We start from the raw sequence: 21,603 nt of genomic DNA, 5'->3' as shown, positions 1-21,603 counted from the left end.
CACTGGTCACAGAGAAAGCCTAGCCCCGTTACCCGTGTGAGGGTCTTCACCCCGCATTGGGTAAATCTCATGTATCAGGTGTAGGCAGACCCATATGGTTTAGCAGTCTCGTTCCCTATGATCGCTCCCGTGCCTCAGTTCAGTAAGCCGCACGCGCGGCACTCCTCCAAGGAACTCGGACGCCGTCTGGCCCGCCGAGTAGGACTCAGCCTGCTCGCGGTGACGATCTTCGTCGTCTCCGCCGCGGGCTTCGCGTGGCACAACATCCAGTCGCGGATCACCTGGTTCAACATCGACAGCCTCCTGTCCGAGGAGGACCGGCCCGGCACCAAGCCGCCGGACAGCTACGAGGGTCGTGCCGTCAACCTCCTGATCCTGGGCACCGACTCGCGCGCGGGGAGCAACAACGTCGACGGCTCTCAAGGCGATGACGAGGTCTCCGTGGCCCGCTCCGACACGGCGCTGGTCATGCACATCTCGGCCGACCGCAAGCGCGTCGATGCCGTGTCCATCCCCCGCGACACGCTGGTCGACATCCCCGAGTGCACCACCCTCGATGGCGGGAAGACCGAGGCCAGCGAGGACGCACCGTTCAACTCCGCCTTCGCCAAGGGGGCCGGCAGCAGCAGTGACGACAAGAAGGCCGTGGCCTCTGGAGCCGCCTGCACCCTTAAGACGGTGGAGACGCTGACGAACGTGCGCATCGACGACTTCATCGTCGTTGACTTCACCGGTCTGTCCAAGGTGGTCGACTCCCTCGGCGGCGTCCACGTGCAGGTCGATGAGGCCATTGACGACTCCGAGTACACCGGTTTCAAGCTCGCTGAGGGTTGCCAGAAGCTGGACGGCGAGAACGCCCTGCAGTACGCCCGTGTCCGGCACGGGGTGAGCGACGGCTCGGATCTCTCCCGCATCACCCGTCAGCAGAACCTCATGAGAGCGATGGCCTCCAAGGCGCTGTCCTCCAGCCTCCTGACGCAGTCCGGCTTCCTCACCAGCACCCTGGAGACCCTCACCACGTCTGAGCGCATCGGTCAGATCGGCAACCTGTCGGGTCTGGCCTACTCCATCCAGGGCGTGGGCATCGACAAGATCAACTTCGTCACTATGCCGAACGAGCCCGCGGCTGACCCGAACCAGGTGGTCCCCTCTGAGGGCGCCAAGAAGGTCTGGAAGGCCCTCGAGGAGGACAAGCCCGTCCCCACCGACACCTCGGCCCCGGCCTCGTCGGACTCGAGCGCCACCACGAACGACTCCTCCTCGCAGAGCACTGACGAGTCGGCTGAGACCTCCGACCCCTCCCAGGCCACCCCGACGCAGGCGCCGACCACTCAGGCCCCCAATGCGAGTACCCCTCAGCAGCAACCCGCCGCGAAGCCGACCACCCCTGCCTGCCCCGCCTGAGGCAGAATCAGTGGTGTGACTCCGACAGACGACTCACTCCCGCCCTCAATCACCCCGGGCTCCGGTGGAGGCAGGCCTCAACGCAGGCAGCGCCCCATTGATGCTGTCAACCAGCGCAGCCGCGAGCGCGGGGAGGCGTCCGGCGGCGAGGCCGTCGCCCAGCCCACTGACGTTGCCGGCGGTTCCCCGCGCCGCCCGTCATCGCCGACCGCCCGCCGCCCTCAGCGGCACTCGGTCCTGGGCCGCAACGACAGTGACCAGCCGGCCTCGGCTCAGTCCGCCTCCGTGCGGGAGGGCCAGCAGCCGCCCTCAGTCCAGCCGCGTCGTTCCTCCGCGCCGTCTCAGCGAGGCAGCCACGCCCGGGCCGGGTCGAGCGCCATCCCCTTGGAGCCGGATGCCGGCGTCGGCAACGGCGCGTCCGAGCCGGAGCGCACTCAGGCGATGCCCGTGCGGCGCGGCACCTACCCCGTGGGCTCCTCGGCCCCGCAGTCCCCGCGCGAGCCCGCTGCGGGTGGGCCGTCGCTCAGGCCCGAGCGTCCGCGGCGACCGCAGCGCTCCCGTCCGAGGTGGCGCCGGATCGTGGGCTGGACAGTCGTCGTCATCGTCGTCGTCCTGGCTCTCATCGCAGCGCGGGTCGCCTGGCTGTGGAACGACGTCTCCTCCCAGCTCCACCGCGTCGATGCCCTGTCCGGGGCGGCAGACACTCCCGGCGAGACCTGGCTCATCGTGGGATCGGATGCACGTGGGGGCGCCGTTCAGGACGAGACCGAGGGGGCGCGTGCCGACTCCGTCATGCTGCTGCACAAGGCGGACAACGGGCAGACGAGCCTGACCTCCCTGCCGCGCGACACCTACGTAGACATCCCCGAGTACGGGGAGAACAAGATCAACGCCGCCTACTCCTTCGGCGGCCCCAAGCTGCTGGTCCAGACCGTGGAGAAGCTCTCCGGGCTGACCGTGGACCACTATGTGGAGGTCGGCATGACCGGGGTGTCCCAGATGGTCGACGCCGTCGGCGGGGTCAACGTCTGCCTGGACTACGACGTCGCCGATGAGGACTCCGGCCTGGTCTGGGACACCTCTCAGGGCACGTGTCAGACGGTGGACGGGACGAAGGCGCTGGCCTACTCCCGGATGCGCAAGTCGGACCCGAACGGTGACGTGGGTCGCGGTCAGCGCCAGCGCGCCGTCATCTCCGCAGTGGTATCCAAGGCGGCAGCGCCGTCCACCGCCTTCTCCTTCTCCCGGCAGGACGCGCTGGTCGACGCCGGCACGAACGCGCTCACGGTGGATCGTAGCGCCGGCACCATGAGCATCGCCCAGATGGTCCTGGCCTTCCGCTCCGCCTCCGGCAGCGGTCTGACCGGCGCCCCGCCCATTGAGGACCCCGCCTACTCCCCCGAGGACGCCGACATCGGCGAGACGGTACTGCTGCAGGACACCACCGCCCCGAACTTCTTCTCGAAGCTGCGCGACGGGAAGCTGACGGCCGCGGACTTCAACCAGTCCTGACGCTCAGCCGAAGTGGGGCCGGTTGGGGTCGGCCTGCCAGGAGGTGTAGGAGGAGGTGACGATGTCGTCCAGGTCGTGCTCGGCCTTCCACCCCAGGACCTCGCCGATGCGGGTAGCGTTGCCGATGAGCTGGGGAGGGTCGCCGGCGCGGCGGGCGAGCTCCTCGGGCTCCAGGTCCAGGCCCGTGGAGGCGATGACCTTGGAGACGACCTCCCGCACCGAGGCGCCCTGGCCGGTGCCGACGTTGAAGACGTGCTCGGCCATCTCCTGGCCGCCGGCCAGGTAGTCCAGGGCGGCAATGTGGGCGACCGCCAGGTCCTTGACGTGGATGTAGTCGCGCACGCAGGTGCCGTCGGGGGTGGGGTAGTCAGTGCCGAAGATCTTGGGGGTCTCGCCCTTGGCGAGGCGGTCGAGGACCATGGGGATGAGGTTGAGGGTGGCCATGTCGCCCAGGTCGTCCCAGCCGGCTCCGGCGACATTGAAGTAGCGCAGGCCGGCCCAGCGCAGCCCCCAGGCCTTCTCGGCGTCAGCCATCATCCACTCCCCGATGAGTTTGGTCTCGCCGTAGGGGTTGATGGGGTGGCAGTCGATGTCCTCGGGAACGACCTCTACCGGGGGCATGCCGTAGACGGCGGCCGAGGAGGAGAAGATCATCTGCTTGACGCCGGCCGTCTCCATGGCCAGCAGCATGTTCGCCAGGCCGCCGACGTTCTGCTGGTAGTACCAGGCGGGGCGCTCGACGGACTCGCCCACCTGCTTGCGGGCGGCGAAGTGGATGACGGCGGTGACGCCGCGCGTGCTCATGACCTCGGCGAGAGCCTCGGGGGCCTGGCCGCTGGCGACGTCGAGCTCGACGAGGGAGGCTCCCTTGACTCGCTCCGGCGTCCCGTAGGACAGGTCATCGACGACGACGACGACCTCCTCCCCGCGCTCGAGGAGAAGTCGGACCACATGCGCGCCGATGTAGCCGGCGCCTCCAGCAACGAGAATGCTCATGTCCACAGTCTACCCACGCTCGCTCAGAAACGAACAGAAACGAACGCGAGATCCACGCGTCGTCTACCCGCCATTCACGAGTTCGTATCCTCAGGCTCGAGGTCGCACCTTGGGGGTACTGTGTTGTCTCCTCACTTCTGAGACATCTTAGTGTCATGACTTCTGAGACACTCGCTCGGGCGGGAACCCGGGGCAGGCTGGTGGCCCTGGAGGCGAGGGCGGCTGAGGGGCGAGGCATGACGGAGCATGACGGGGTGTGGGTGTCCACGGTGCTGACATCAACCCCGCACCGGCGCTGCACACCGAAGAAGAACCGCAGTATTCCAACGATCTCCGCTGGGTGATTCGCCGGCAGGCTCGGTAATGTCAGCGCTGTGGACACCGGGCCGCGCAGGAGTGAGTCAGGGGTTCTTACGGCACAGCCCGACGCCTCCGTCATAGGTCCACCCCCACCGCTCCCTGCCCGCTGTCTACACAGGGTCCCGGTGGTCATGGTTCGACGCCGGGTCCGCCCAGAACTGGCTCGAGTGGGCCCGAGTCGGCCTGCTCCACGAGGGTCGGGATCTACTGGCCAAGGGTTGTGCGTACTGCACGAAGGCCCCACCTACCTGGAGTACACCCAACCCTCCTCCAGTAGCACCCAACCTTCGTGCATTGCGTCCAGACGATGCCGGGAGCCATCCGAACGACTGCGAGCAGCCCGGTCAGTCCCCTACCGACGAGGCAAGCAACGGCAATCAGGACCGATCCACTCGCCCCACCAGTGCCTTGAGATGTCATGACATCCGAAACTCCCAGAAGTCATGAGACAACACAGATCGGTGCGCCCTTTGCCCACCCCCCTCGCACCTCGTAAACCCGTGTAGACTGACCCCACAACACCCCCAGGCCTCTCGCTCGTCAGAGCACGCCCAAATCGGGGGTTTTTACATGCCAACCCCCTGCAATGAGAGGACAAACCGGCTCTTCGCGTTTGGGGGTGTGGTAGGTGAAGCCTATTGAAGTGTATAGGTGGGGCGGGCGCGTCGTTACGCCGGGTAGGGGTCGAGGTCCCCCGATGATGGGAGCTACTACACACGCCACCTGAGAGACCTCGATGTGCCTGAGACTACCTTCACCGGCCCTGATCTGACGACCTTCCTGGGGCTGGACGCCCTGGGGCTGACCGCGGTGGGCCAGCACCTCACGGCGGAGCGCGCGGTGATCGAGTGCCGCATGCCGACCGGGTTCGAGGACCCCTTCTGCAAGGCCTGCGGCGCCCAGGGGCGGGCTCGTGGGACGGCGCCTGGCCCACGTACCGGTGGGGTGGAGGCCCACGCAGCTGGTGGTGCGCCTGCGGCGCTTCGCCTGCACCCACTGCCGCCGGGTGTGGAGACAGGACACCTCCAGCTTGGCTGAGCCCAGGACCCGGCTGACCCGCGCGGCGGTGGAGTGGGGGCTGCGGGCCCTTGCCCTGGAGTGCATGTCGGTCTGTCGGGTGGCAGCCGCTCTGGGGATCTCCTGGCACACCACCAACAACGCAATCCTGACCCGAGCCAAGCAGATCCTCAACGAGGCGCCCGACCGATTCAAGGGGGTGGAGGTCCTCGGCGTCGACGACTCCCCCGCGCGCTTCGCTCTCATACGGGAGGTACCCCCTCTGTGTGGCGCCACACCAGGCGGGGCGACCGCTATGTCACCGTCATCATCGACCTGACCCCCGTACGCGACCGCAGTGGTCCGGCCCGGCTTGTGGACGTGGTCCCGGGCCGGTCCAAGAAGCCCCTACAAGACCTGGCTCTCCCAGCGCGACCAGGACTGGCGTGGGCGGGTCGAGGTGGTAGCCACGGGGCGGTTTTTCACCGGGTCCCAAGAGCGCCGCCGGCGAGGAGCTCCCACAGGCCCGGGCGGTCATGGACCCCTTTCACGTCGTGTCCCTAGCAGGAGACAAGCTCGACCAGTGCCGCCGTAGCATCCAACGGGCGATCACGGGCCGGCGGGGCCGAGCGGGTGACCGGCTCTACCGGGCCCGGCGCACTCCGCTGACCGGGGCCGGCCTGCTCACCGACGCCCAGACCGAGCGTCTCGAGACCCTCTTCGCTGATGATCGCCACGCTGCGGTCCAGGCCTCCTGGGGCGTCTACCAGCGCCTCATCCAGGCCTACCGCGCCGAGGAGGCGGTTCTGGGAAAGTACCTGACGCAACAGCTCATCGACTCCCTGAGGCAGGCCATCCCCGACGGGCTTGAGGAGATCCAGACACTGGCCAGAACCCTGATCAGCCGCAGCCAGGACGTCCTGGCCTACTTCGACCGCCCCCGCACCTCCAACGGCCCCACGTCAGGCGATCAACGGACGCCTGGAGCACCTACGCGGCATCGCCCTGGACTTCCGCAACCTCACCAGCTACACCATCCGCAGCCTCATCCACACCGGACGCCTCAAAGACCACCCGGCAGCAACCACCTAAACCAGCCGACAAGCCCCACCTACCACACCCTCAAACACGAAGAGCCATCAATCTGTCATGATTCAGGTCTGAGGCTGCACTCTCTTTTAGGCGAATATCAACGCATCCCACTGAATGCCCTGGGAATGAAAGCCGACTAGGACGCCGATGAGTTCTGGCAAGAGGCCTTCAAGGCCGGCTCCTGACACAGCCAGCGACCTTCGCGCTCGTCCCGCAAACGGTTGATCATCAATCCTGCAGCCGCTCGCGCAGGGCGGCGCCCTTGGCGTGGGCGACCTCGCTGAGGTCCATCTGGAAGGCCCGCATCGCAGCCCCCAGGCGAGCGGCCTCCGGCCCCTGACCGGAGGCGAGGATGCGCACCGCCAGCAGCCCGGCATTGCGGGCCCCGCCGATGGAGACGGTGGCCACCGGGACCCCGGCGGGCATCTGCACGATGGACAGCAGAGAGTCCATGCCATCGAGGTACTTCAGCGGCACCGGCACCCCGATAACCGGCAGCTCGGTGACGGCCGCCAGCATTCCGGGAAGGTGGGCCGCTCCCCCGGCGCCGGCGATAATGACCCGCAGCCCCCGCTCAGCAGCGGTGCGCCCGTAGTCGATCATCTCGGTGGGCATGCGGTGGGCGGAGACGACGTCGGCCTCATAGGCCACCTTGAACTCGTCGAGGACCTCGGCTGCGGCCCCCATGACCGGCCAGTCCGAGTCCGACCCCATGACGATGCCGACCACCGGTCGTCCCGCGTCCTGCATGTCCGCCGTCGTTGCGCTGACCTCGTTCATCAACGTCCTCCCTGTTTTCGGTGTCCTGCAGTGTTCTGTCGTGTCCTGCGTGCCGTGGTCTGAATGCGGCCGGCTCAGGCGTCCCCGCGCAGGATGGCGACGGCCCCGCGCGCCTGCTCGACGACGTCGGCGACCTCCTGGTCCGGGCCGACCGTCATGGTGACGTGCCCGAGCTTGCGTCCCGTTCGCCATTGCTTGCCGTAGAGGTGGATGCGGGCCTCGGGGTGCGCGGCCATGGCCCGGGCCAGGACATCGGGTCCCGGCTCGCGACGGCCGCCAATGAGGTTGACCATGACGGTGGTGGGCGCCGTGGCCTCCGTGGCCCCCAGCGGCAGGTCGAGAACCGCCCGCAGGTGCTGGGCGAACTGGCTGGTGACGGCCCCGTCCTGGGTCCAGTGCCCGGAGTTGTGGGGACGCATCGCCAGCTCGTTGACGTACAGGCGCGTGGGCTCCCCGAAGGTCTCCACGGCGAAGAGCTCGACGGCGAGCACCCCGGTCACCCCGGCGCGCTCGGCGACCGTGCGGCCGATGAGCTCGGCCTCCTCGACGGCGGCCGAGTCGAGACCGGGCGCCGGCGCCAGGACCTCGGCGCACATGCCGTCCTCCTGGACCGTCTGGGCAACCGGCCACACCGCGACCTGCCCGCTGGGGGTGCGGGCCAGCAGGACGGCGAGCTCGCGAGTGAAGGGGATCGCCTGCTCCACCAGGAGACTGGTCACCGCTGCTCCTCCGAGGCTGCCTCCCCCTCCGGCCCCGCGGCCGTCGCCCTGGCCAGCTCGGGCGCGCGCCACCGAGGCGATCCACTCGGCCGCCTCGCCCTGGCGCAGGGACTCGGCGCTGCGCACCAGCAGCACCCCGTGGCCGTCATAGCCTCCACGCGGCGTCTTGAGGACCACGGGCCAGCCGTGCTCGGCGGCGAAGGCCTCAATGGCATCGACCATCTGCTCGGTGCTCTCCTGCTGCGGCCCGCCGATCTCCGCCCAGGCGGGCTGCGGGAGCCCGGCCCCGCTCATCATCCTCCGCATGGCGAGCTTGTCGCGCGCCAGGGTCAGGGCCTGCGGGGTGGGCTGGACACTGACTCCCTCGGCCTGGAGCCTCTCCAGAAGGGCCGAGTCCTGGTGCTCGTGCTCGAAGGTGAGAACCGAGGCAGGCCCCCCTGCGGGCCCGTCAGTCCCGTCCCCGGTGACGACGGCGCGCACGGCAGCCTCGTCGTCGGCGGCCCCGACGGGGGCGTCCGGGGTCACCTGTCCGGTGGACCCGTCCGCGGCCTCCACCAGTGCTCTGAGGTGAATCCCCAGAGCACTGGCCTCCTCCTGCATCATGCGGGCCAGCTGCCCGCCTCCGATCACGGCGACGATGGGTGCGCTCACACCCCAAGGCTACCCGCATGTCGCTCATCCTCACCGCGCCCGGGTCCAGACCGTAGGGTGGGGCCGTGACCCCACCCGTCTCAGAGTCCTCCGCGTCCTCCACCTCCCGCCAGGCCCTGCCCTCGTTTTCGACGCACGGCGCTGCCTCGGGGCCGCGCCGTTGGCTCCAGGTCCTGACGGTCTGGGCGGTGGCGAGCACCCTGACCTTCATCATTCTGCGGCTGGGCGCCCAGGACACGCCCGTCACCCCGTGGGCTGGGGCCGCGCCGTCCTGGGAGGAGCACCTGCGCTTCTGGGACGCCGGCTGGTACAACCGGATCGTTGAGGAGGGCTACCCGGAGCGGCTGCCCGTCGGCGACGACGGACGAGTGGCCCAGAACACGTGGGCCTTCATGCCACTGCTGAGCGCTGTGGCCTCCCTGCTGGGATGGACCGGCTGGTCCTTCTACGTGCGCGCCGCCCTCGTGTCGGTCCTGGCCTCGGCGTCGGCGGCGATCGTCATGGACCGCTGGCTCTCACCACTGACGGGCGGCCGGGCCTCCCTGTGGGCGGTGGCTCTGGTCTGGTCCTCGCCGTGCGCCGCGGTTCTCCAGGTCCCCTACGCCGAGCCCCTGGGGCTGGTCCTGGTAGGGCTGACGCTGTGGCTGGTGAGCCGTGGGCGGGCACTGGCCGCTATCCCCGTGGCGCTGGCGGCCTGCTTCGCCCGCCCCATCGGTGTCCCGCTGGGGGCGGCGCTGGGGCTGTGGTGGGTCTGGGAGGTGGCCTGCGCCCGGGGCTGGGTCCCACCCACCTGGTTCTCCCGTCTTCTGCCGGGTCACGCCCCTCAGGCGCCGGGCGCACGCCTGCGACTGCTGGCGCTGGCCCTGCTCACCTGCTCGGCGGCCCTGAGCTGGCCGGTCATCGCCTGGCTGGTCACGGGCCGACAGGACGCCTACACCGCCACCGAGACCTCCTGGCGTGGGGCGGACCTGGCGCCCGTCGTGCAGTGGGCAGTCCGCCTGGGCGACTGGGTGGGTCCGCACCTGGGTCCGGCCCTGCTGGTCGTCGTGCTTGTCGCCGTGGGCCTGCTCCTGAGCGCCCCGAGCCTGCGGGCCCTGGGGCCCGCGGCCTGGTTCTGGTGCCTGGGTTACCTGCTCTACCTCCTGGTCTTCTTCGATCCGACGACGTCGGTGCTGCGTCTCCTGCTGCCCCTGGCCCCGGTGGGCTGGGCGCTGGCCGCGGCGGCCGGCACCATCCGCCGACGGTTGGCCCTGCTGGCGGCCTGCGTCGCCGGCCAGCTGCTGTGGGTCTCGTGGGTGTGGGACCTGGGCAGCGTCAGTGTTCACTGGGTGCCGTGAGCGGCCCCGGTTTGCGTGACCTGACTGTGATCGGCATAGGATGCCCGCCATGACGCGCTCCTCCGGCAACTCCTTGACCCAGAGGCTCATCGCCCTCGTCAAGGAGTTCATGCAGTTCGGCATGGTGGGCGCTGCGGCCTACGTGATCGACGTCGGCCTGTTCAACCTGCTCCAGCACGGCCCCACCGGTGTCCTCTCCGGTCACCCCAACTCCGCCCAGCTGATGGCCTCCTCGACGGCGACCGTCTTCTCATGGATCGCGAACCGCTACTGGACCTACCGGGGCCGCACCCAGAAGAACGTCGCCCGCGAGGCCACGCTGTTCGTCCTGGCCAACCTGGGCGGTATCGCCATCACACAGTTCTGCCTGCTGTTCACCCATCACGTCCTGGGGCTGACCTCCCCGCTGGCGGACAATGTCGCCGCCTACGTCGTCGGCTTCGGCCTGGGGACGGCATTCCGCTTCGTCTTCTACCACTACATCGTCTTCACCGGGCACAAGGACCGCTCCCCCGGCGACGACACCGACAGTACCGACAACACCACCGCCCAGGGGCAGGCAGGCAGCGGGCCCGAGTCTGCGGCCGTTCCCGTTCAGCTCGCCCCTGAGCCCCGATAGGACCGGTCCGATCAACTGTGGTCTGCGGGGTGCCCGATGCCACAGCCCCGAGGGGATCGCTCTCACGGCATGGCCGCCGGGACAGCGTTTAGCCTTGCACGGTGACTGCCCTGACTTCCTTGGCACCGGCGCTGAACCTGCCCACCGCCCTCCCCTTAGTCCACGCACCGATGCTCGGCCCCGAGTGGCTCGACGCCACCTTCATCATCAAAGCCTTCGTCGGCTGGATCGGCCCCTGGGCCATCCTCGGCGTCATGCTCGTCATCTTCGCCGAGACCGGCCTGCTCATCGGCTTCTTCCTGCCCGGTGACTCACTGCTGTTCACCCTGGGGATGTTCGTGGCCATCGGCGAGACCAACCCGGCCGAAGGAGTTCCCGTCCACATCTGGGTGGCGGCCCCCCTCGTGTGGCTCGCGGCCGTCGCCGGCAACCAGACCGGCTACCTCATCGGGCGCAAGGCGGGGCCGGCGATCTTCAACAAGCCGGATTCCCGTCTGTTCAAGCAGGAGTACGTGGAGCGCACCTCGGACTTCTTCGAGCGCCACGGTGGCAAGGCCGTCACCCTGGCCCAGTTCGTGCCGATCGTGCGCACCTTCACCCCCGTCATCGCGGGCGTCGGCAAGATGCACTACCGCCACTTCATCACCTTCAACGTCCTGGGCGCCACCTTCTGGGCCTTCGGCATCACCTGGCTGGGCTACTTCCTGGGTTCCTTCGAGTGGATCCGGGAGAACATCGACACGATGATCCTGGTGATCGTCTTCATCTCGGTGGCACCGATGCTCGCCTCCGCCGTCTCAAAGATCGTCAAGTCCCGCCGCCAGAAGTCCTGACGCCCCGCCTCTCAGCCCTCACCTCGTCGTCGCGCGAGGGTTCAGCAGCGACTCAGAAGCGACGACGCCGGCCCACCGAGACCAGCGCGCCCTGCGGGAGGACGTTGTTAGGGTCCAGGGACTTGGGGACGGCGTTGAGCAGGATGGAGAAGACGGCCGGGCTGCGCTGCGACAGCTCGATGCGGCCGCCGTCGGCCTCGACGAGGTCCTTGGCCAGGGCCAGCCCGACGCCGGTGGAGCCGTAGCCGGAGACATGCCGCTCGAAGACGTGCGGTGCGATGTCCTCGGCCACGCCCTCTCCTTCATCGGCGATGTCGATGAAGACCGCATGACCGCCGTTGGCCCCACGCACACTCACCGAGGTCGTCCCGGCCCCGTAGCGCAGGGAGTTCTCAATGACGGTGGCCAGCACCTGGGCCAGGGACCCGGGCGTGGCCAGCACCGGGTGGCTGATCTCATCGGAGAAGGTGATGGTGCGCCCGGCCTGCTCGAAGGCCGGCTCCCACTCCTCGCGCTGCTGAGCGAAGATGTCCTTGAGGTGAAGCGCCTCCGTGGTCCCGCCCCCGGAACGGCGCGAGACCTTGAGCAGGTCCTCAACAACGCCGGTGAGCCTCTCAACCTGCTCCAGGCAGGCGTGGGCCTCCGCCCGCACCTCCTCCTCACCCGCGAGCAGCTCGATCTCCTCCAGACGCAGTGACAAGCTGGTCAGCGGCGTGCGCAGCTGGTGGGAGGCATCGGAGGCGAACTGTCGCTCAGCGGCGATGCGCCCGGCCACGCGCTCGGCCGAGCGCACAAGCTCGGCCTGGACCAGGTCGATCTCCTCGATCCCCGAGGAGCGCAGCCTCGGGCGGACCTGACCGCTGCCGAGCTGCTCGGCCTCAGCAGCCAGGTAGATGAGCGGGGCCGAGATGCGCCTGGAGACCCGGGAGGCCACAACGGAGGCCGCCGTGAGCGCGGTACCGGTGAGCACCAGAACCGTGAGGATGACCGTGCCGATGATGATGACCCGGTCACCGCTTCCGGCGGAGCGCAACGCGCTGACGATCCAGGCGCCACCCAGCGGCAGTCCCAGCAGGACGACGGCCACGGACACCGCCGACATCGTCATCGTCATGGCGTAACGCCGCATGGCACGTCCTCCTTCAGCCCCGATCAGCTCATCGAGGCGGCGTGGGAACCCGTCACTCCTCCGGGGAGGCCCTCCCGGTCAGCGGCTCAACCGACGCTCAGGAGGTAACCGTCCTCCTGGGCCAGCAGAAGCGCAGGCCGCTCCTCATCGTCACCGAGCTTGCGACGCAGCCAGGTCACGTGCATCTGGAGGGTCTGGGGGCTGCCGGTGGGGTCCTCACCCCAGACCTCCTTGAGGATGTCCTCACCGGAGACGACCTTGCCGCCGGCACGCACCAGGACCCGGAGCAGCTCGAACTCCCGGGTTGTCAGCTGCAGCTCGCGCGAACCGACGAAGGCCCGGTGAGCAGCGACGTCGACTCGGATCTCACCGACGCTCAACTCATCCTCGGTGGCCTCCCCCGAGGCGCGGCGGACCTGCGCCCGCACGCGCGCCAACAGCTCGGCCAGGCGGAAGGGCTTGGTGACGTAGTCATCGGCTCCGGCATCCAGACCGACGACGAGGTCGGAGTCCTCGCTACGGGCGGTGAGCATGAGGATCGGAATGGTTAGGCCCTGGGCCCGCACCTGACGGGCCACGTCCAGGCCGTCGATATCCGGCAGCCCCAGGTCCAGGACGATGATGTCAGCGGCCGAGACCTCCTCGAGGGCGCCTTTACCGGTGCCATGAGTCAGGACCTCATAGCCCTCGCGTCCAAAGGCGCGGGCGAGGGGTTCGGAGATGGCAGGGTCGTCTTCGACGAGCAGAACAGTTGTCACATCCGCGATGTTAGGTGACGACACGCCCCACCGCCATCGTCCCAGGGGTGGAGAAGATACCAAGACGTGACCAGTTCCGGGGCGGCGACTCCCCCACCCGCTCACACCAAGAACACGTTTCGGCGACGATACCGCGGAAAACCTCGAGCTCGAGAGGCTCGTTCACAAGCCGAACGGACAGAAAATCACGAGATGGTAACGGAACGACGGCTCCGACTCAGGGGCGGGTCGGCGAGGTCCGCTCCAGCGACCAGGGCACGATCTGCCCCAGCCCTTTGGCCACCACCTCATGGCACTGCCCCACCCGGTACCGTGCCGCCTCCGGCGAGCGGAGGATGGCCATGGCGGTGGACTCGTCCAGGCGGATACCGCCGGGTTCGGCCGCGTCCACGAGCCGGGAGGCCAGGTTGACGGTGGGGCCGAAGACGTCCCCGGAGCGGGAGATGACCCGCCCCTCGACGAGGCTGGCCCTCACCCGGATGGCGTCCGGCCCTTTCTGGAGCTCATCGACCAGGGCGGTGACGACGTCGGCGGCGATGAGAAGGTCGTCAGAGATGTACATGACAGCGTCCCCGATCGTCTTGACCACCCGCGCCCCTCGGGAGGTGATGACGTCCCGGGCCGTGTTCTCGAAGTCCTCGAGCATGTGGGTCAGTGCGGCCTTGCTCATGCCCTGGGCCCGCTGAGTGAAGGAGACGATGTCGACGAAGCCCAGGGAGCGGATGAGCGGGTAGAGGTCGGGGCCGGTGTCCTCCCTGCCCCGGGTCGACACCTCAGCATCGGTGCGCCCCAGGATGGAGGCCATGTGGCGGCGCCACACGTAAGTCAGCTGGCGCGACAGGAGCTCCACGAGGCCGTCGATGCGATCGAGGGCCACCAGCCGTGCGGCGGTGTCATCCAGCCCGAGACGCTCACTGAGGTCCGTGACGAAGGTCTCCAACTCCCACAGGACCAGGCGGTCCATGGTGTAGGACTGGGCCCTGAGGAGCTCGAGCACGCTGGCCGAGGCCAGGGAGGAATCGCTGGTCTCATCCAGCAGCACCACGGTGTCTTGAAGTGCGGCGACATCCTGGGCAGTGAAGCGGACCTCATCGGGTTGGACATCGGCGAAGCCCATGGCGCGCCAGAACTTCTGCGCCACCTCCACACTGGTTCCGGCTCGCTGAGCCAGCTCGGTCAGGGTAAGGGTGGGGGACTCCCCCAGCAGCAGACTCTCGTGTCCCGCCAGGGTGGCTCTCTCAGCAGAGTCCACCTCAGCTGCGACCTCTCCCTCAACGCGACGAGCACCCGCGTGCGCATTCTGCGTGGGGACGTCCCCGCGGGAGTTCGGTGCGAGCCCCCGGCTCGCTTGGCTGTCTAATGTCACCATGCCACAGTAGCGCAGATCACACGCTTATGCCCATTGGGCGGCCGTCCATACAGAACAGCCACGAGTTCGCGATTCTCACGGCCCCTCAGCTCTCCACGCGCACGAGGGTCACGTCGCCGGCACGGACCTCAGTATCACCGGCCTGGGTGCGCAGCACGAGGGCGGGGGTGACGTCGACAGCCAGCCCACCGATCTCACCATCAGGAGCCTGGACACTGACCCGCTCCCCCAGGGTGGTCAGCGCTGAGCGCAGACGGCGCCCGAGCGCGCCGTCTGCGGCATCAACGTCGCCACCGGCATCCTCCCACTGCCCGACGAGCCGAGCCAGCTGGTGGCCGATCGCCGTGAGGATGCTCTCCGCTGCGTCTGTCAGCGCCGGTCCGCGTCCCGCACCGACCGCCCCCAGCGTGCGCAGGGAGCCGGCCCAGGGAACCGGCAGCTCCTCGGCCGCCTGCCCGATGTTGACGCCAATCCCGAGGATGACCATGGGGGCCTCGTCACGGTCGGCGGGAACCACGTCGGACGCGAGCCCGTGAGCTGCAGTCCCTTGAGCAGCTTCTGGCGTGACGAGCTCGCTGAGGACGCCGGCGATCTTGCGCGTGCCGGCCCAGCCGGGCACTGCGGGCACGGCCGCCGGGTCATCAGGCAGGGCGACGACGTCGTTGGGCCACTTGGTCCCCACACGCCAGGGCAGGCCCTCGACGAGGGGGGCCAGCGCGTCGCGGACGGCCAGGCCGCCCAGCAGCGGCAGCCAGGCCAGGCGCTCGACGGGGACGAGGGGCCGCAGCACCACGGAGACCAGGAGGGCACCTCCGTCGTCGGGGGTGACCCAGGCGCGCCCGGAGCGCCCCCTGCCCGCGGTCTGAGCAAGTGCTCGCAGCGCCGACAGGTGCGGCCAGGACTCTTGCTCGGGCCCTGTGAGGGCCGTGCGCAGGTCGTCCTGGGTGGATCCGGTGACGGGAACGGTGTCGAGACGCGAGAAGGGGCTGCCGCCTGAGGTCATGAGCCGAGCCTACCGGCCCGTATAGGCTGGCAGCGTGATTCTCCTGGCTTCGAAGTCATCCGGCCGACTGGCCACCCTGCGAGCCGCAGGGGTCGAGCCGTTGGTGCGGGTCTCCGACGTCGATGAGGGGGCCGTGCTCGAGGAACTGAGCCGCAGGCGTCGCGAGGCCGGGCTAGCGGCCCCGAGCGCCGCTGAGCAGGTCCAGGCCCTGGCTCGAGCCAAGGCCCTCGACGTCGCGGCCTCCACAGACCCGCAGGAGGCCGAGGTGGTTGTGGGCTGCGACTCCATGCTGGAGATCGGCAGCCAGGTCGTCGGAAAGCCCGCCGACGCCGCCGACGCCCGCGAGCGCTGGCGAACCATGAGCGGGAGCACCGGCACCCTGCACACGGGGCACTTCCTGGTGCGCACTGCCGACGGCGCCATCGCCGAGGGGGTCAGCTCGGCCACCATCCGTTTCGGCTCCCCGTCCCAGACCGAGATCGAGGCTTACGTCGCCAGCGGGGAACCGCTGTGGTGCGCCGGAGCCTTCACCATCGACGGCCTGGGCGGGGCCTTCATTGAGGGGATCGACGGCGACCCCCACGGAGTCGTCGGCATCTCCCTGCCGTTGCTACGCCGGCTCCTGGCGGACCTGGACGTGGTCTGGACAGACCTATGGGCGCCGCCACCGGTGACGAAACCGGCTGACGACGCCCACTGATCGCGCAGGAGCCTCAGGAGGCCGAGGCCGCCGAGAGCCCGCAGGAGGAGTCCGGGGCCTGGGCGATGACCTTCATGAGCTCAGCCATGGCGACCTGCTGCTCACGGCTGAGACGGTCGACGACATGGCGGCGCACGCCGTCAAGGTGCACCGGAGCAGCCTCGCGCAGGAAGCTGAGACCCTGCGGCGTCAGCGTGCAGTTGACACCGCGACGGTCGGAGTCGCAGGAGCTGCGCTCGACGTAACCCACGTTCTCCAGACGCCGGACCGTGTGAGTCAGCCGTGAGCGGGAGTGCGAGACGTGCTCGGCGAGAGTGGACATGCGCAGAGTCTGGTCGGGAGCCTCGGACAGGCGCACCAGAATCTCGTACTCGTGCATGGAGATGCCGCACCCGGCCTCGAGCTCACGATTGAGACGGGCGGTGACGGAGGTGGAGGCCGCCAGGAAGGAGCGCCAGGCATCCATCTCGATCTCATCGAGCCGACGGAAGCCCTTCTGCTCCAAGGAGTCGCTCTGGCCGCAGCCACCGGCCGGCTCCAGACCGTCCTCGGGAGATCCCGCAGCCCCGGCCAGTTCTTGGCCATAGGTGGCCTCAACGGCTTCCTGATCGCTCTGAGTCCACGTCATCTCGACATCCTCGACGCAGGCCGTCGGTTCCACCATCGTCCGCTCTGCGGTAATCACCTTTATCGACTCCTCTCAGCACCGACCTGTGGCAGGTCGCGAACCCTCGAGCACGAACTTGTTGATCGACTTTGGCTTTCATACAAGCGCGGCTCCACTTCTTTTTTATCACACTCGGTCGGAGACTCAGCACTCCACCACAGTGACCCACAACATCAGGCAACCTTGGAAACACAGGCAACCCCTCCACTTTTCGTTGATACTGAGCGGATCTCGGAGATCCACTTCTGTGCAGGAAAACAATTCAGGCACTGACTTCATGTCACCTGACATACATCAGTTTGACATCCCAAATACCCACCTTTGTTACGCTATCATCCCCATCTACCGATGGTTGGCTGGGGGTCTATAATTTATTTTCACGTCTTCGCGTCACTTCCTTCAAGGCGGTAATGAATCTCCGTCAGAATTCCCTCCAGTAAGCGATCACTATTCCTTCATGTACCGATAGGGAGACTACCTGGATTCCGCACCATCTCCGGGTGGCGTTGACGGGATGGATGGAATCACTGGCGGCGCAGGACGGGACGCCGGCCCTGAGTGATGTCTCCGCTGACAGGATCGACGGCGAGCATCGCCCACGACTCCTCCGCGCCGCACTCGGAGGCCGGAACATCAGCAGAACCAATGAATACCAGGCCAATCTGCCGCAAAGGCGAAGACTGGACGAGTGCGAGACTGATCGCTCCGAGCAGCAGGCCGTGAGCAACGACCTCATGGGAGCCGGCCGACAGCCCCGCCGCAGCCGCTCTTCCGGGCAGCAGATGGATGGGGTTCCGGTCTCCGCTGGCCTGTGCCCAGGAGTCCACATCAGTGTCAGTGAGCCGGTAGAACACGGAGTCGGACGGCGTATCAAATCTGGCCTCCAGAGCCGTGAGTTTCCGCTTGTCGACGGTGTTCTGCCGTGGCGGCAGGGTACGGCGAGCGAGCTCGTGGGTCACCGTCCAGCACCACCCCGCCACCGCAACCTCGGCCGTCGCCTGAAGGAGCTCCCACCCTGCGCGCTCGACCTGCCGGATCGAGCCCCCATCGGCCGCGGCCGGCCCCGGGGCGACGCCGCCACCCGTGGGGCTCGCATTCATACGGCAACGGCGGTGCACCAGGCCATCCCAGGCAGCCTCTCCCCGGCAGTCCCGCAGCCGGCTTTGGATCCGGTGCAGGGCATGCACAGCGGGGAGGATCGCCGTCGCTCCCCGCCGGGCCTGGCGGTGAGCCTCGCGGTCAGACACTTCGGAAGAGCTCGTTGCGAGCACCCCACTCAGGACTGCTGCGAGCCGCTCGACGGCGTCGTCACAGGAGCTTAGACCGTTCACCCTCACGATGCTAGGCACCCGCTTCGAGGAGACGACGAAGCCCCGCCGACGTCATGTCAACGGGGCTCGCTATCCGGCCGAGACCGGGATCGCTGTGCGATGCTCAGCGGGTCTCGCGGTGCTCGGTGTGCTTGCCGCAGCGAGCGCAGAACTTGGCGATGCTGAGACGGTCGGGGGTGTTCCGACGGTTCTTCTTGGTGATGTAGTTGCGCTCCTTGCACTCCGAGCAGGCCAGAGTGATCTTGGGGCGAACGTCGGCGGACTTGCTGGCCACGTTTGTCTCCTCGTGTCGATCCTCGAGCATGCGACGGAACGCCGTACTCGAAAGCTTGCGTAGCGGGGGAGGGACTCGAACCCTCGACCTCACGATTATGAGTCGTGCGCTCTAACCAGCTGAGCTACCTCGCCATAGGAACACAATGGGGGCCAATGGCCCCCGCTGTGAGAGCCCCGAAAGGGAATCGAACCCTTGACCTTCTCCTTACCATGGAGACGCTCTGCCGACTGAGCTATCGGGGCAACGAGCCGAATCCTAGGCAGATTCGAATCGCTCTGGCAATTCGTTCCGCCGTGGCTTCGCTCACTGCGGCCCTCGCCGGATGGCGAGGTGCGATCACGAGTGATCGCCGTGGCGGGTGAGGGATTCGAACCCCCGTAGCATTACGCGGCTGATTTACAGTCAGCTCCCATTGGCCGCTCGGGCAACCCGCCTTGGCTCCGCGCTCCGACCCCTCGGTCATCGCTTGGCGCCGTGGAAGAATAGCAAGGCAGCGGCGCGAAACGCCAATCGCCCCCGTAGGACCCTCCTCACAGAACAACCCACCTAGACTCGGGGCGACTGAAGTCCCCACCCCGGAAAGGACTGCCGCCATGGCCAATGACTCCTCCTTCGACGTCGTCTCCCGCCTCGACCGTCAGGAGGTGGACAACGCCGTCAACCAGTGCGCCAAGGAGATCTCCCAGCGCTACGACTTCCGCGGCGTTGACGCCTCCGTGAGCCTGTCAGGCGACACCATCACCCTGGAGGCCAACACGGCCGAGCGGGTCCTGGCGATCCTGGACGTCCTGGAGTCCAAGCTCTTCCGCCGCGGCGTCTCCCTCAAGGCCCTGGATCTGGGGGACAAGGAGCCGCGCCCCTCGGGCAAGATCTACCGCCTGGCCTGCCCGCTGCGCGAGGGACTCACCCAGGAGGTGGCCAAGAAGATCACCAAGGCGATCCGTGACGAGGGCCCCAAGAGCGTCAAGGCCACGATCCAGGGCGACGAGGTGCGCGTGACCTCCAAGTCCCGCGACGACCTCCAGACGGTGATCGCCCTGCTGAAGAACCTCGACGTCGACGCCGCCCTCCAGTTCGTCAACTACCGCTGAACGGTGCTCGCCCCCGGCGACTAGGCCGACAGCAGTGTCAGGACGGCCTTGACGCGGCGGTGGACGGCGGCGTCGGGCAGCAGGCCGAGCTTGGCGAAGATCCGCTGGGTGTGCTTCTCCACGGCCCCCTCGGTGACCACCATGATCTTGGCAATGCCGGCATTGGTATGGCCCTCGGCCATGAGGGCCAGAACCTCCCGCTCGCGGGGAGTGAGCTCGGTGAGCGGGTCGTCGCGCCGGCCTCGCTGGAGGACCTGGGAGACGACGTCGGGGTCCAGGACGAGCTCGCCGCGCGCCACCCGCTCGACCGCGCCGAGGAAGGCGTCGATGTCGCCGACCCGGTCCTTGAGGAGGTAGCCCAGGGCGCCGCCGCCGTCGGCCAGGAGCTCGGGCAGGTAGCCGGCGACGACGTACTGGCTCAGCAGCAGGATGGGTGCACCCGGCCACTGGGCGCGGATGCGGGTGGTGGCCCGCAGTCCCTCGTCGGTGTGGGAGGGCGGCATGCGGATGTCGGCGACGACGACGTCGGGCCGCAGCCGCAGGGCCTCGCTCACGAGGGCCTCACCGTCCCCCACTCCCCCGACGACCTCGTGGCCGCCGTCGGCCAGGATGAGTGCCAGTCCCTCGCGCAGGAGGACGGAGTCGTCAGCGATCAGAACGCGCACGGGATTCTCGCCTCCAGTGTGGTCGGTCCGCCGGTCGGGGACGTGATGGTGAGCCTACCGTCGACCCCGTTGAGGCGCTCGACCAGGCCGGCCAGGCCGTGTCCCTTGGCGGTCGAGGCCCCTCCGATGCCGTTGTCGCTGATCCTCACGAGCAGGGCGCCGTCGGCGACGCGGGCATCGACGCCGGCGGCTGTGGCCCCGGAGTGCTTGTTGAGGTTGGCCAGGGCCTCGCTGACCACGAAGTAGGCGGCCTGGGAGACGTGGTCGGGCAGGTCCGGCAGCTCGGTGCTCACGGTGACGGGGACGGAGGAGCGGGTGGCGGCCTCGGTGATGGCGGCTGCCAGGCCGCGGTCGATGAGGACGGGTGGGGCGATACCGCGGGAGAGCTGACGCAGCTCGTCGAGAGTCTGCTGGGTCTGCTCCATGGCACCCTGGATGATGGCCGACGCGGCCGCCGGGTCCTTCTCGGCCTGCCGGTGGGCACGGGCCAGGTCCATGCGCAGGCGCACGAGGCGCTGCTGGGGGCCGTCGTGGATGTCGCGCTCCAGGCGGCGGCGAGTGTCGGCCTCGGCGCGCTGAACGGCGGCCCGGGAGGTCTGGAGGCGGCTGACCTCGCTGCGCCAGGAGAGCATGGCGCGGCTGAGCCCGATCTGCATGGCGGCCAGGCCCCGCAGGACGGCGGGGGCGGTCAAGGAGAAGACGATGCCGCAGGTGAGGTTGAATCCGATGTCCCAGAACAGCTCCGGCTGCAGGCCTAGAAGATGAGCCAGCCCCTGGCGCTGCCCCACGGCCGGATCGAGGACCAGGTCAAGAATGATGTCAGCGATGGGGGCGAGGAGACCTGCCACGGCCAGGGCCAGCCACACGACGCTGATGATCCAGGTGATGAGGGAGACCGGGAAGTAGATGACGGCCCACAGCAGGTCCATCCAGCGCTGAGGGTCACGCAAACGCCGGAAGAGCCGACGGCGCGCGGAGGCCCCCGGCTCGGGCTCGAGGTAGCCGCCGGGTACCGGCTCGCGCCCGTCCACGCGCGCCACGGCGAGGCGGGCGATGTTGGCGAAGCCCCCGGCGATGCTCAGGTCGATGATGAGCACCAGCAGCCCCACCCAGATGATGGTGGTGACCACGCCGAGGGCGGTCAGCGGCACAAGCAGGTAGAAGGCGAGTAGGCTCAGTGGCCCACTGAGGAGGAGGAAGGCGGCGTCCCTGCCGAGCTGGCGGTAGCGCGCGGCCCATGCTGATCGGTTCATGCCTCATATCCTCCTCAGGGCCGGAATCGCGCCCAATCCTGCCACCTGGCGGAACCATGGT

Annotated in this window: 20 protein-coding genes, 3 tRNA genes and 1 pseudogene; 9 read left to right on the top strand and 15 right to left on the bottom strand. The window is 68.3% G+C overall.

Features of this window, described 5'->3' with window-relative positions:
* Positions 1-129 precede the first annotated feature (129 nt).
* Together AXE84_RS07650 and AXE84_RS07645 are read left to right on the top strand one after the other, a co-directional pair.
* On the top strand, positions 130-1,404 hold the full coding sequence (locus AXE84_RS07650) for an LCP family protein (protein WP_060957447.1): 1,275 nt from the start codon (positions 130-132) through the stop codon (positions 1,402-1,404).
* 15 nt (positions 1,405-1,419) lie between these two features.
* Positions 1,420-2,916 (top strand): LCP family protein, encoded by a 1,497-nt coding sequence (locus AXE84_RS07645; RefSeq protein ID WP_236750018.1) that lies wholly within the window; start codon positions 1,420-1,422, stop codon positions 2,914-2,916.
* Positions 2,917-2,919: 3 nt separating this feature from the next.
* On the opposite strand, the gene galE is transcribed toward AXE84_RS07645, so the two are convergent.
* Positions 2,920-3,912, bottom strand: coding sequence for a UDP-glucose 4-epimerase GalE (galE, locus tag AXE84_RS07640; protein WP_060957446.1), 993 nt, complete (start codon positions 3,910-3,912; stop codon positions 2,920-2,922).
* A 155-nt stretch (positions 3,913-4,067) separates the two neighbouring features.
* On the opposite strand from galE, the gene AXE84_RS12675 reads away from it, so the two are divergent.
* Complete coding sequence (locus AXE84_RS12675) at positions 4,068-4,256, top strand: hypothetical protein (protein WP_080553315.1); 189 nt, start codon at positions 4,068-4,070, stop codon at positions 4,254-4,256.
* A gap of 754 nt (positions 4,257-5,010) precedes the next feature.
* A pseudogene (locus AXE84_RS12670) lies at positions 5,011-6,360 on the top strand (ISL3 family transposase).
* A gap of 228 nt (positions 6,361-6,588) precedes the next feature.
* On the opposite strand, the gene purE reads toward AXE84_RS12670, so the two are convergent.
* A complete protein-coding gene (purE, locus tag AXE84_RS07625; RefSeq protein ID WP_176713458.1) occupies positions 6,589-7,140 on the bottom strand; it encodes a 5-(carboxyamino)imidazole ribonucleotide mutase in 552 nt (183 codons plus the stop codon).
* A gap of 74 nt (positions 7,141-7,214) precedes the next feature.
* Positions 7,215-8,510 (bottom strand): 5-(carboxyamino)imidazole ribonucleotide synthase, encoded by a 1,296-nt coding sequence (locus tag AXE84_RS07620; protein ID WP_060957444.1) that lies wholly within the window; start codon positions 8,508-8,510, stop codon positions 7,215-7,217.
* 65 nt (positions 8,511-8,575) lie between these two features.
* On the opposite strand from AXE84_RS07620, the gene AXE84_RS07615 reads away from it, so the two are divergent.
* From AXE84_RS07615 to AXE84_RS07605, 3 genes are all read left to right on the top strand, one after another.
* Positions 8,576-9,847, top strand: coding sequence for a hypothetical protein (locus AXE84_RS07615; RefSeq protein ID WP_081093123.1), 1,272 nt, complete (start codon positions 8,576-8,578; stop codon positions 9,845-9,847).
* 40 nt (positions 9,848-9,887) lie between these two features.
* Complete coding sequence (locus AXE84_RS07610) at positions 9,888-10,466, top strand: GtrA family protein (RefSeq protein ID WP_060957443.1); 579 nt, start codon at positions 9,888-9,890, stop codon at positions 10,464-10,466.
* Positions 10,467-10,567: 101 nt separating this feature from the next.
* Entirely contained in the window at positions 10,568-11,299 is a 732-nt protein-coding gene (locus tag AXE84_RS07605) for a VTT domain-containing protein (RefSeq protein WP_060957442.1), read from the top strand.
* Positions 11,300-11,351: 52 nt separating this feature from the next.
* Here the strand turns inward: AXE84_RS07605 and AXE84_RS07600 are convergent, their stop codons facing one another.
* The 4 genes from AXE84_RS07600 to AXE84_RS07585 form a co-directional block, all read right to left on the bottom strand.
* Entirely contained in the window at positions 11,352-12,428 is a 1,077-nt protein-coding gene (locus tag AXE84_RS07600; protein ID WP_060957441.1) for a sensor histidine kinase, read from the bottom strand.
* 86 nt (positions 12,429-12,514) lie between these two features.
* The gene (locus tag AXE84_RS07595) at positions 12,515-13,186 is read right to left on the bottom strand and encodes a response regulator transcription factor (protein ID WP_029316521.1); all 672 of its coding nucleotides are present in this window, start codon (positions 13,184-13,186) and stop codon (positions 12,515-12,517) included.
* A 217-nt stretch (positions 13,187-13,403) separates the two neighbouring features.
* Entirely contained in the window at positions 13,404-14,552 is a 1,149-nt protein-coding gene (locus tag AXE84_RS07590) for an adenylate/guanylate cyclase domain-containing protein (protein ID WP_236750017.1), read from the bottom strand.
* 88 nt (positions 14,553-14,640) lie between these two features.
* A complete protein-coding gene (locus AXE84_RS07585) occupies positions 14,641-15,558 on the bottom strand; it encodes a biotin--[acetyl-CoA-carboxylase] ligase (RefSeq protein ID WP_060957439.1) in 918 nt (305 codons plus the stop codon).
* Between the two features lie 34 nt (positions 15,559-15,592).
* Between AXE84_RS07585 and AXE84_RS07580 the strand changes: the two genes are divergently transcribed.
* On the top strand, positions 15,593-16,258 hold the full coding sequence (locus AXE84_RS07580; protein WP_060957438.1) for a Maf family protein: 666 nt from the start codon (positions 15,593-15,595) through the stop codon (positions 16,256-16,258).
* Between the two features lie 13 nt (positions 16,259-16,271).
* On the opposite strand, the gene AXE84_RS07575 is transcribed toward AXE84_RS07580, so the two are convergent.
* The 6 genes from AXE84_RS07575 to AXE84_RS07550 form a co-directional block, all read right to left on the bottom strand.
* Positions 16,272-16,943: a MarR family winged helix-turn-helix transcriptional regulator gene (locus tag AXE84_RS07575; protein ID WP_010614098.1), complete on the bottom strand. Its 672-nt coding sequence runs from the start codon at positions 16,941-16,943 to the stop codon at positions 16,272-16,274.
* A gap of 506 nt (positions 16,944-17,449) precedes the next feature.
* On the bottom strand, positions 17,450-18,025 hold the full coding sequence (locus AXE84_RS07570; RefSeq protein ID WP_236750016.1) for a MaoC/PaaZ C-terminal domain-containing protein: 576 nt from the start codon (positions 18,023-18,025) through the stop codon (positions 17,450-17,452).
* A gap of 334 nt (positions 18,026-18,359) precedes the next feature.
* Positions 18,360-18,560 carry a 50S ribosomal protein L33 gene (rpmG, locus tag AXE84_RS07565; RefSeq protein WP_009395479.1) on the bottom strand — a complete coding sequence of 67 codons (201 nt, stop codon included), beginning with the start codon at positions 18,558-18,560 and terminating at the stop codon, positions 18,360-18,362.
* Positions 18,561-18,590: 30 nt separating this feature from the next.
* Positions 18,591-18,664: transfer RNA gene (locus AXE84_RS07560), tRNA-Met, on the bottom strand.
* A 38-nt stretch (positions 18,665-18,702) separates the two neighbouring features.
* Positions 18,703-18,775, bottom strand: a tRNA-Thr gene (locus AXE84_RS07555).
* Between the two features lie 110 nt (positions 18,776-18,885).
* Positions 18,886-18,967 (bottom strand) — tRNA-Tyr (locus tag AXE84_RS07550).
* Positions 18,968-19,126: 159 nt separating this feature from the next.
* Here AXE84_RS07550 and AXE84_RS07545 point away from each other — a divergent pair.
* Positions 19,127-19,624: a YajQ family cyclic di-GMP-binding protein gene (locus tag AXE84_RS07545; protein WP_003787109.1), complete on the top strand. Its 498-nt coding sequence runs from the start codon at positions 19,127-19,129 to the stop codon at positions 19,622-19,624.
* A 20-nt stretch (positions 19,625-19,644) separates the two neighbouring features.
* Here AXE84_RS07545 and AXE84_RS07540 read toward each other — a convergent pair whose 3' ends face one another.
* Both AXE84_RS07540 and AXE84_RS07535 read right to left on the bottom strand, forming a co-directional pair.
* Positions 19,645-20,289, bottom strand: coding sequence for a response regulator (locus AXE84_RS07540; RefSeq protein ID WP_009747718.1), 645 nt, complete (start codon positions 20,287-20,289; stop codon positions 19,645-19,647).
* Entirely contained in the window at positions 20,277-21,542 is a 1,266-nt protein-coding gene (locus AXE84_RS07535; protein ID WP_060957437.1) for a sensor histidine kinase, read from the bottom strand. Before AXE84_RS07535 ends, AXE84_RS07540 begins: the two co-directional genes overlap by 13 nt.
* Positions 21,543-21,603: the final 61 nt, after the last annotated feature.

This window comes from Actinomyces oris (assembly GCF_001553935.1).
GTDB lineage: Bacteria > Actinomycetota > Actinomycetes > Actinomycetales > Actinomycetaceae > Actinomyces > Actinomyces oris_A.
The sequence above is the reverse complement of the archived record's forward strand: the minus strand, read 5'-3'. Positions and strand labels throughout refer to the sequence as shown.

What these genes read in the sequence shown, in the direction of transcription:
- AXE84_RS07610 (WP_060957443.1), top strand. Translation starts at nt 9,888, where the DNA reads ATGCCCGCCATGACGCGCTCCTCCGGCAACTCCTTGACCCAGAGGCTC.
- AXE84_RS12675 (WP_080553315.1), top strand. Translation starts at nt 4,068, where the DNA reads ATGACTTCTGAGACACTCGCTCGGGCGGGAACCCGGGGCAGGCTGGTG.
- AXE84_RS07585 (WP_060957439.1), bottom strand. Translation starts at nt 15,558, where the DNA reads ATGACCTCAGGCGGCAGCCCCTTCTCGCGTCTCGACACCGTTCCCGTC.
- AXE84_RS07535 (WP_060957437.1), bottom strand. Translation starts at nt 21,542, where the DNA reads ATGAACCGATCAGCATGGGCCGCGCGCTACCGCCAGCTCGGCAGGGAC.
- galE (WP_060957446.1), bottom strand. Translation starts at nt 3,912, where the DNA reads ATGAGCATTCTCGTTGCTGGAGGCGCCGGCTACATCGGCGCGCATGTG.
- AXE84_RS07600 (WP_060957441.1), bottom strand. Translation starts at nt 12,428, where the DNA reads ATGCGGCGTTACGCCATGACGATGACGATGTCGGCGGTGTCCGTGGCC.
- AXE84_RS07545 (WP_003787109.1), top strand. Translation starts at nt 19,127, where the DNA reads ATGGCCAATGACTCCTCCTTCGACGTCGTCTCCCGCCTCGACCGTCAG.
- purE (WP_176713458.1), bottom strand. Translation starts at nt 7,140, where the DNA reads ATGAACGAGGTCAGCGCAACGACGGCGGACATGCAGGACGCGGGACGA.
- AXE84_RS07570 (WP_236750016.1), bottom strand. Translation starts at nt 18,025, where the DNA reads ATGAATGCGAGCCCCACGGGTGGCGGCGTCGCCCCGGGGCCGGCCGCG.
- rpmG (WP_009395479.1), bottom strand. Translation starts at nt 18,560, where the DNA reads ATGCTCGAGGATCGACACGAGGAGACAAACGTGGCCAGCAAGTCCGCC.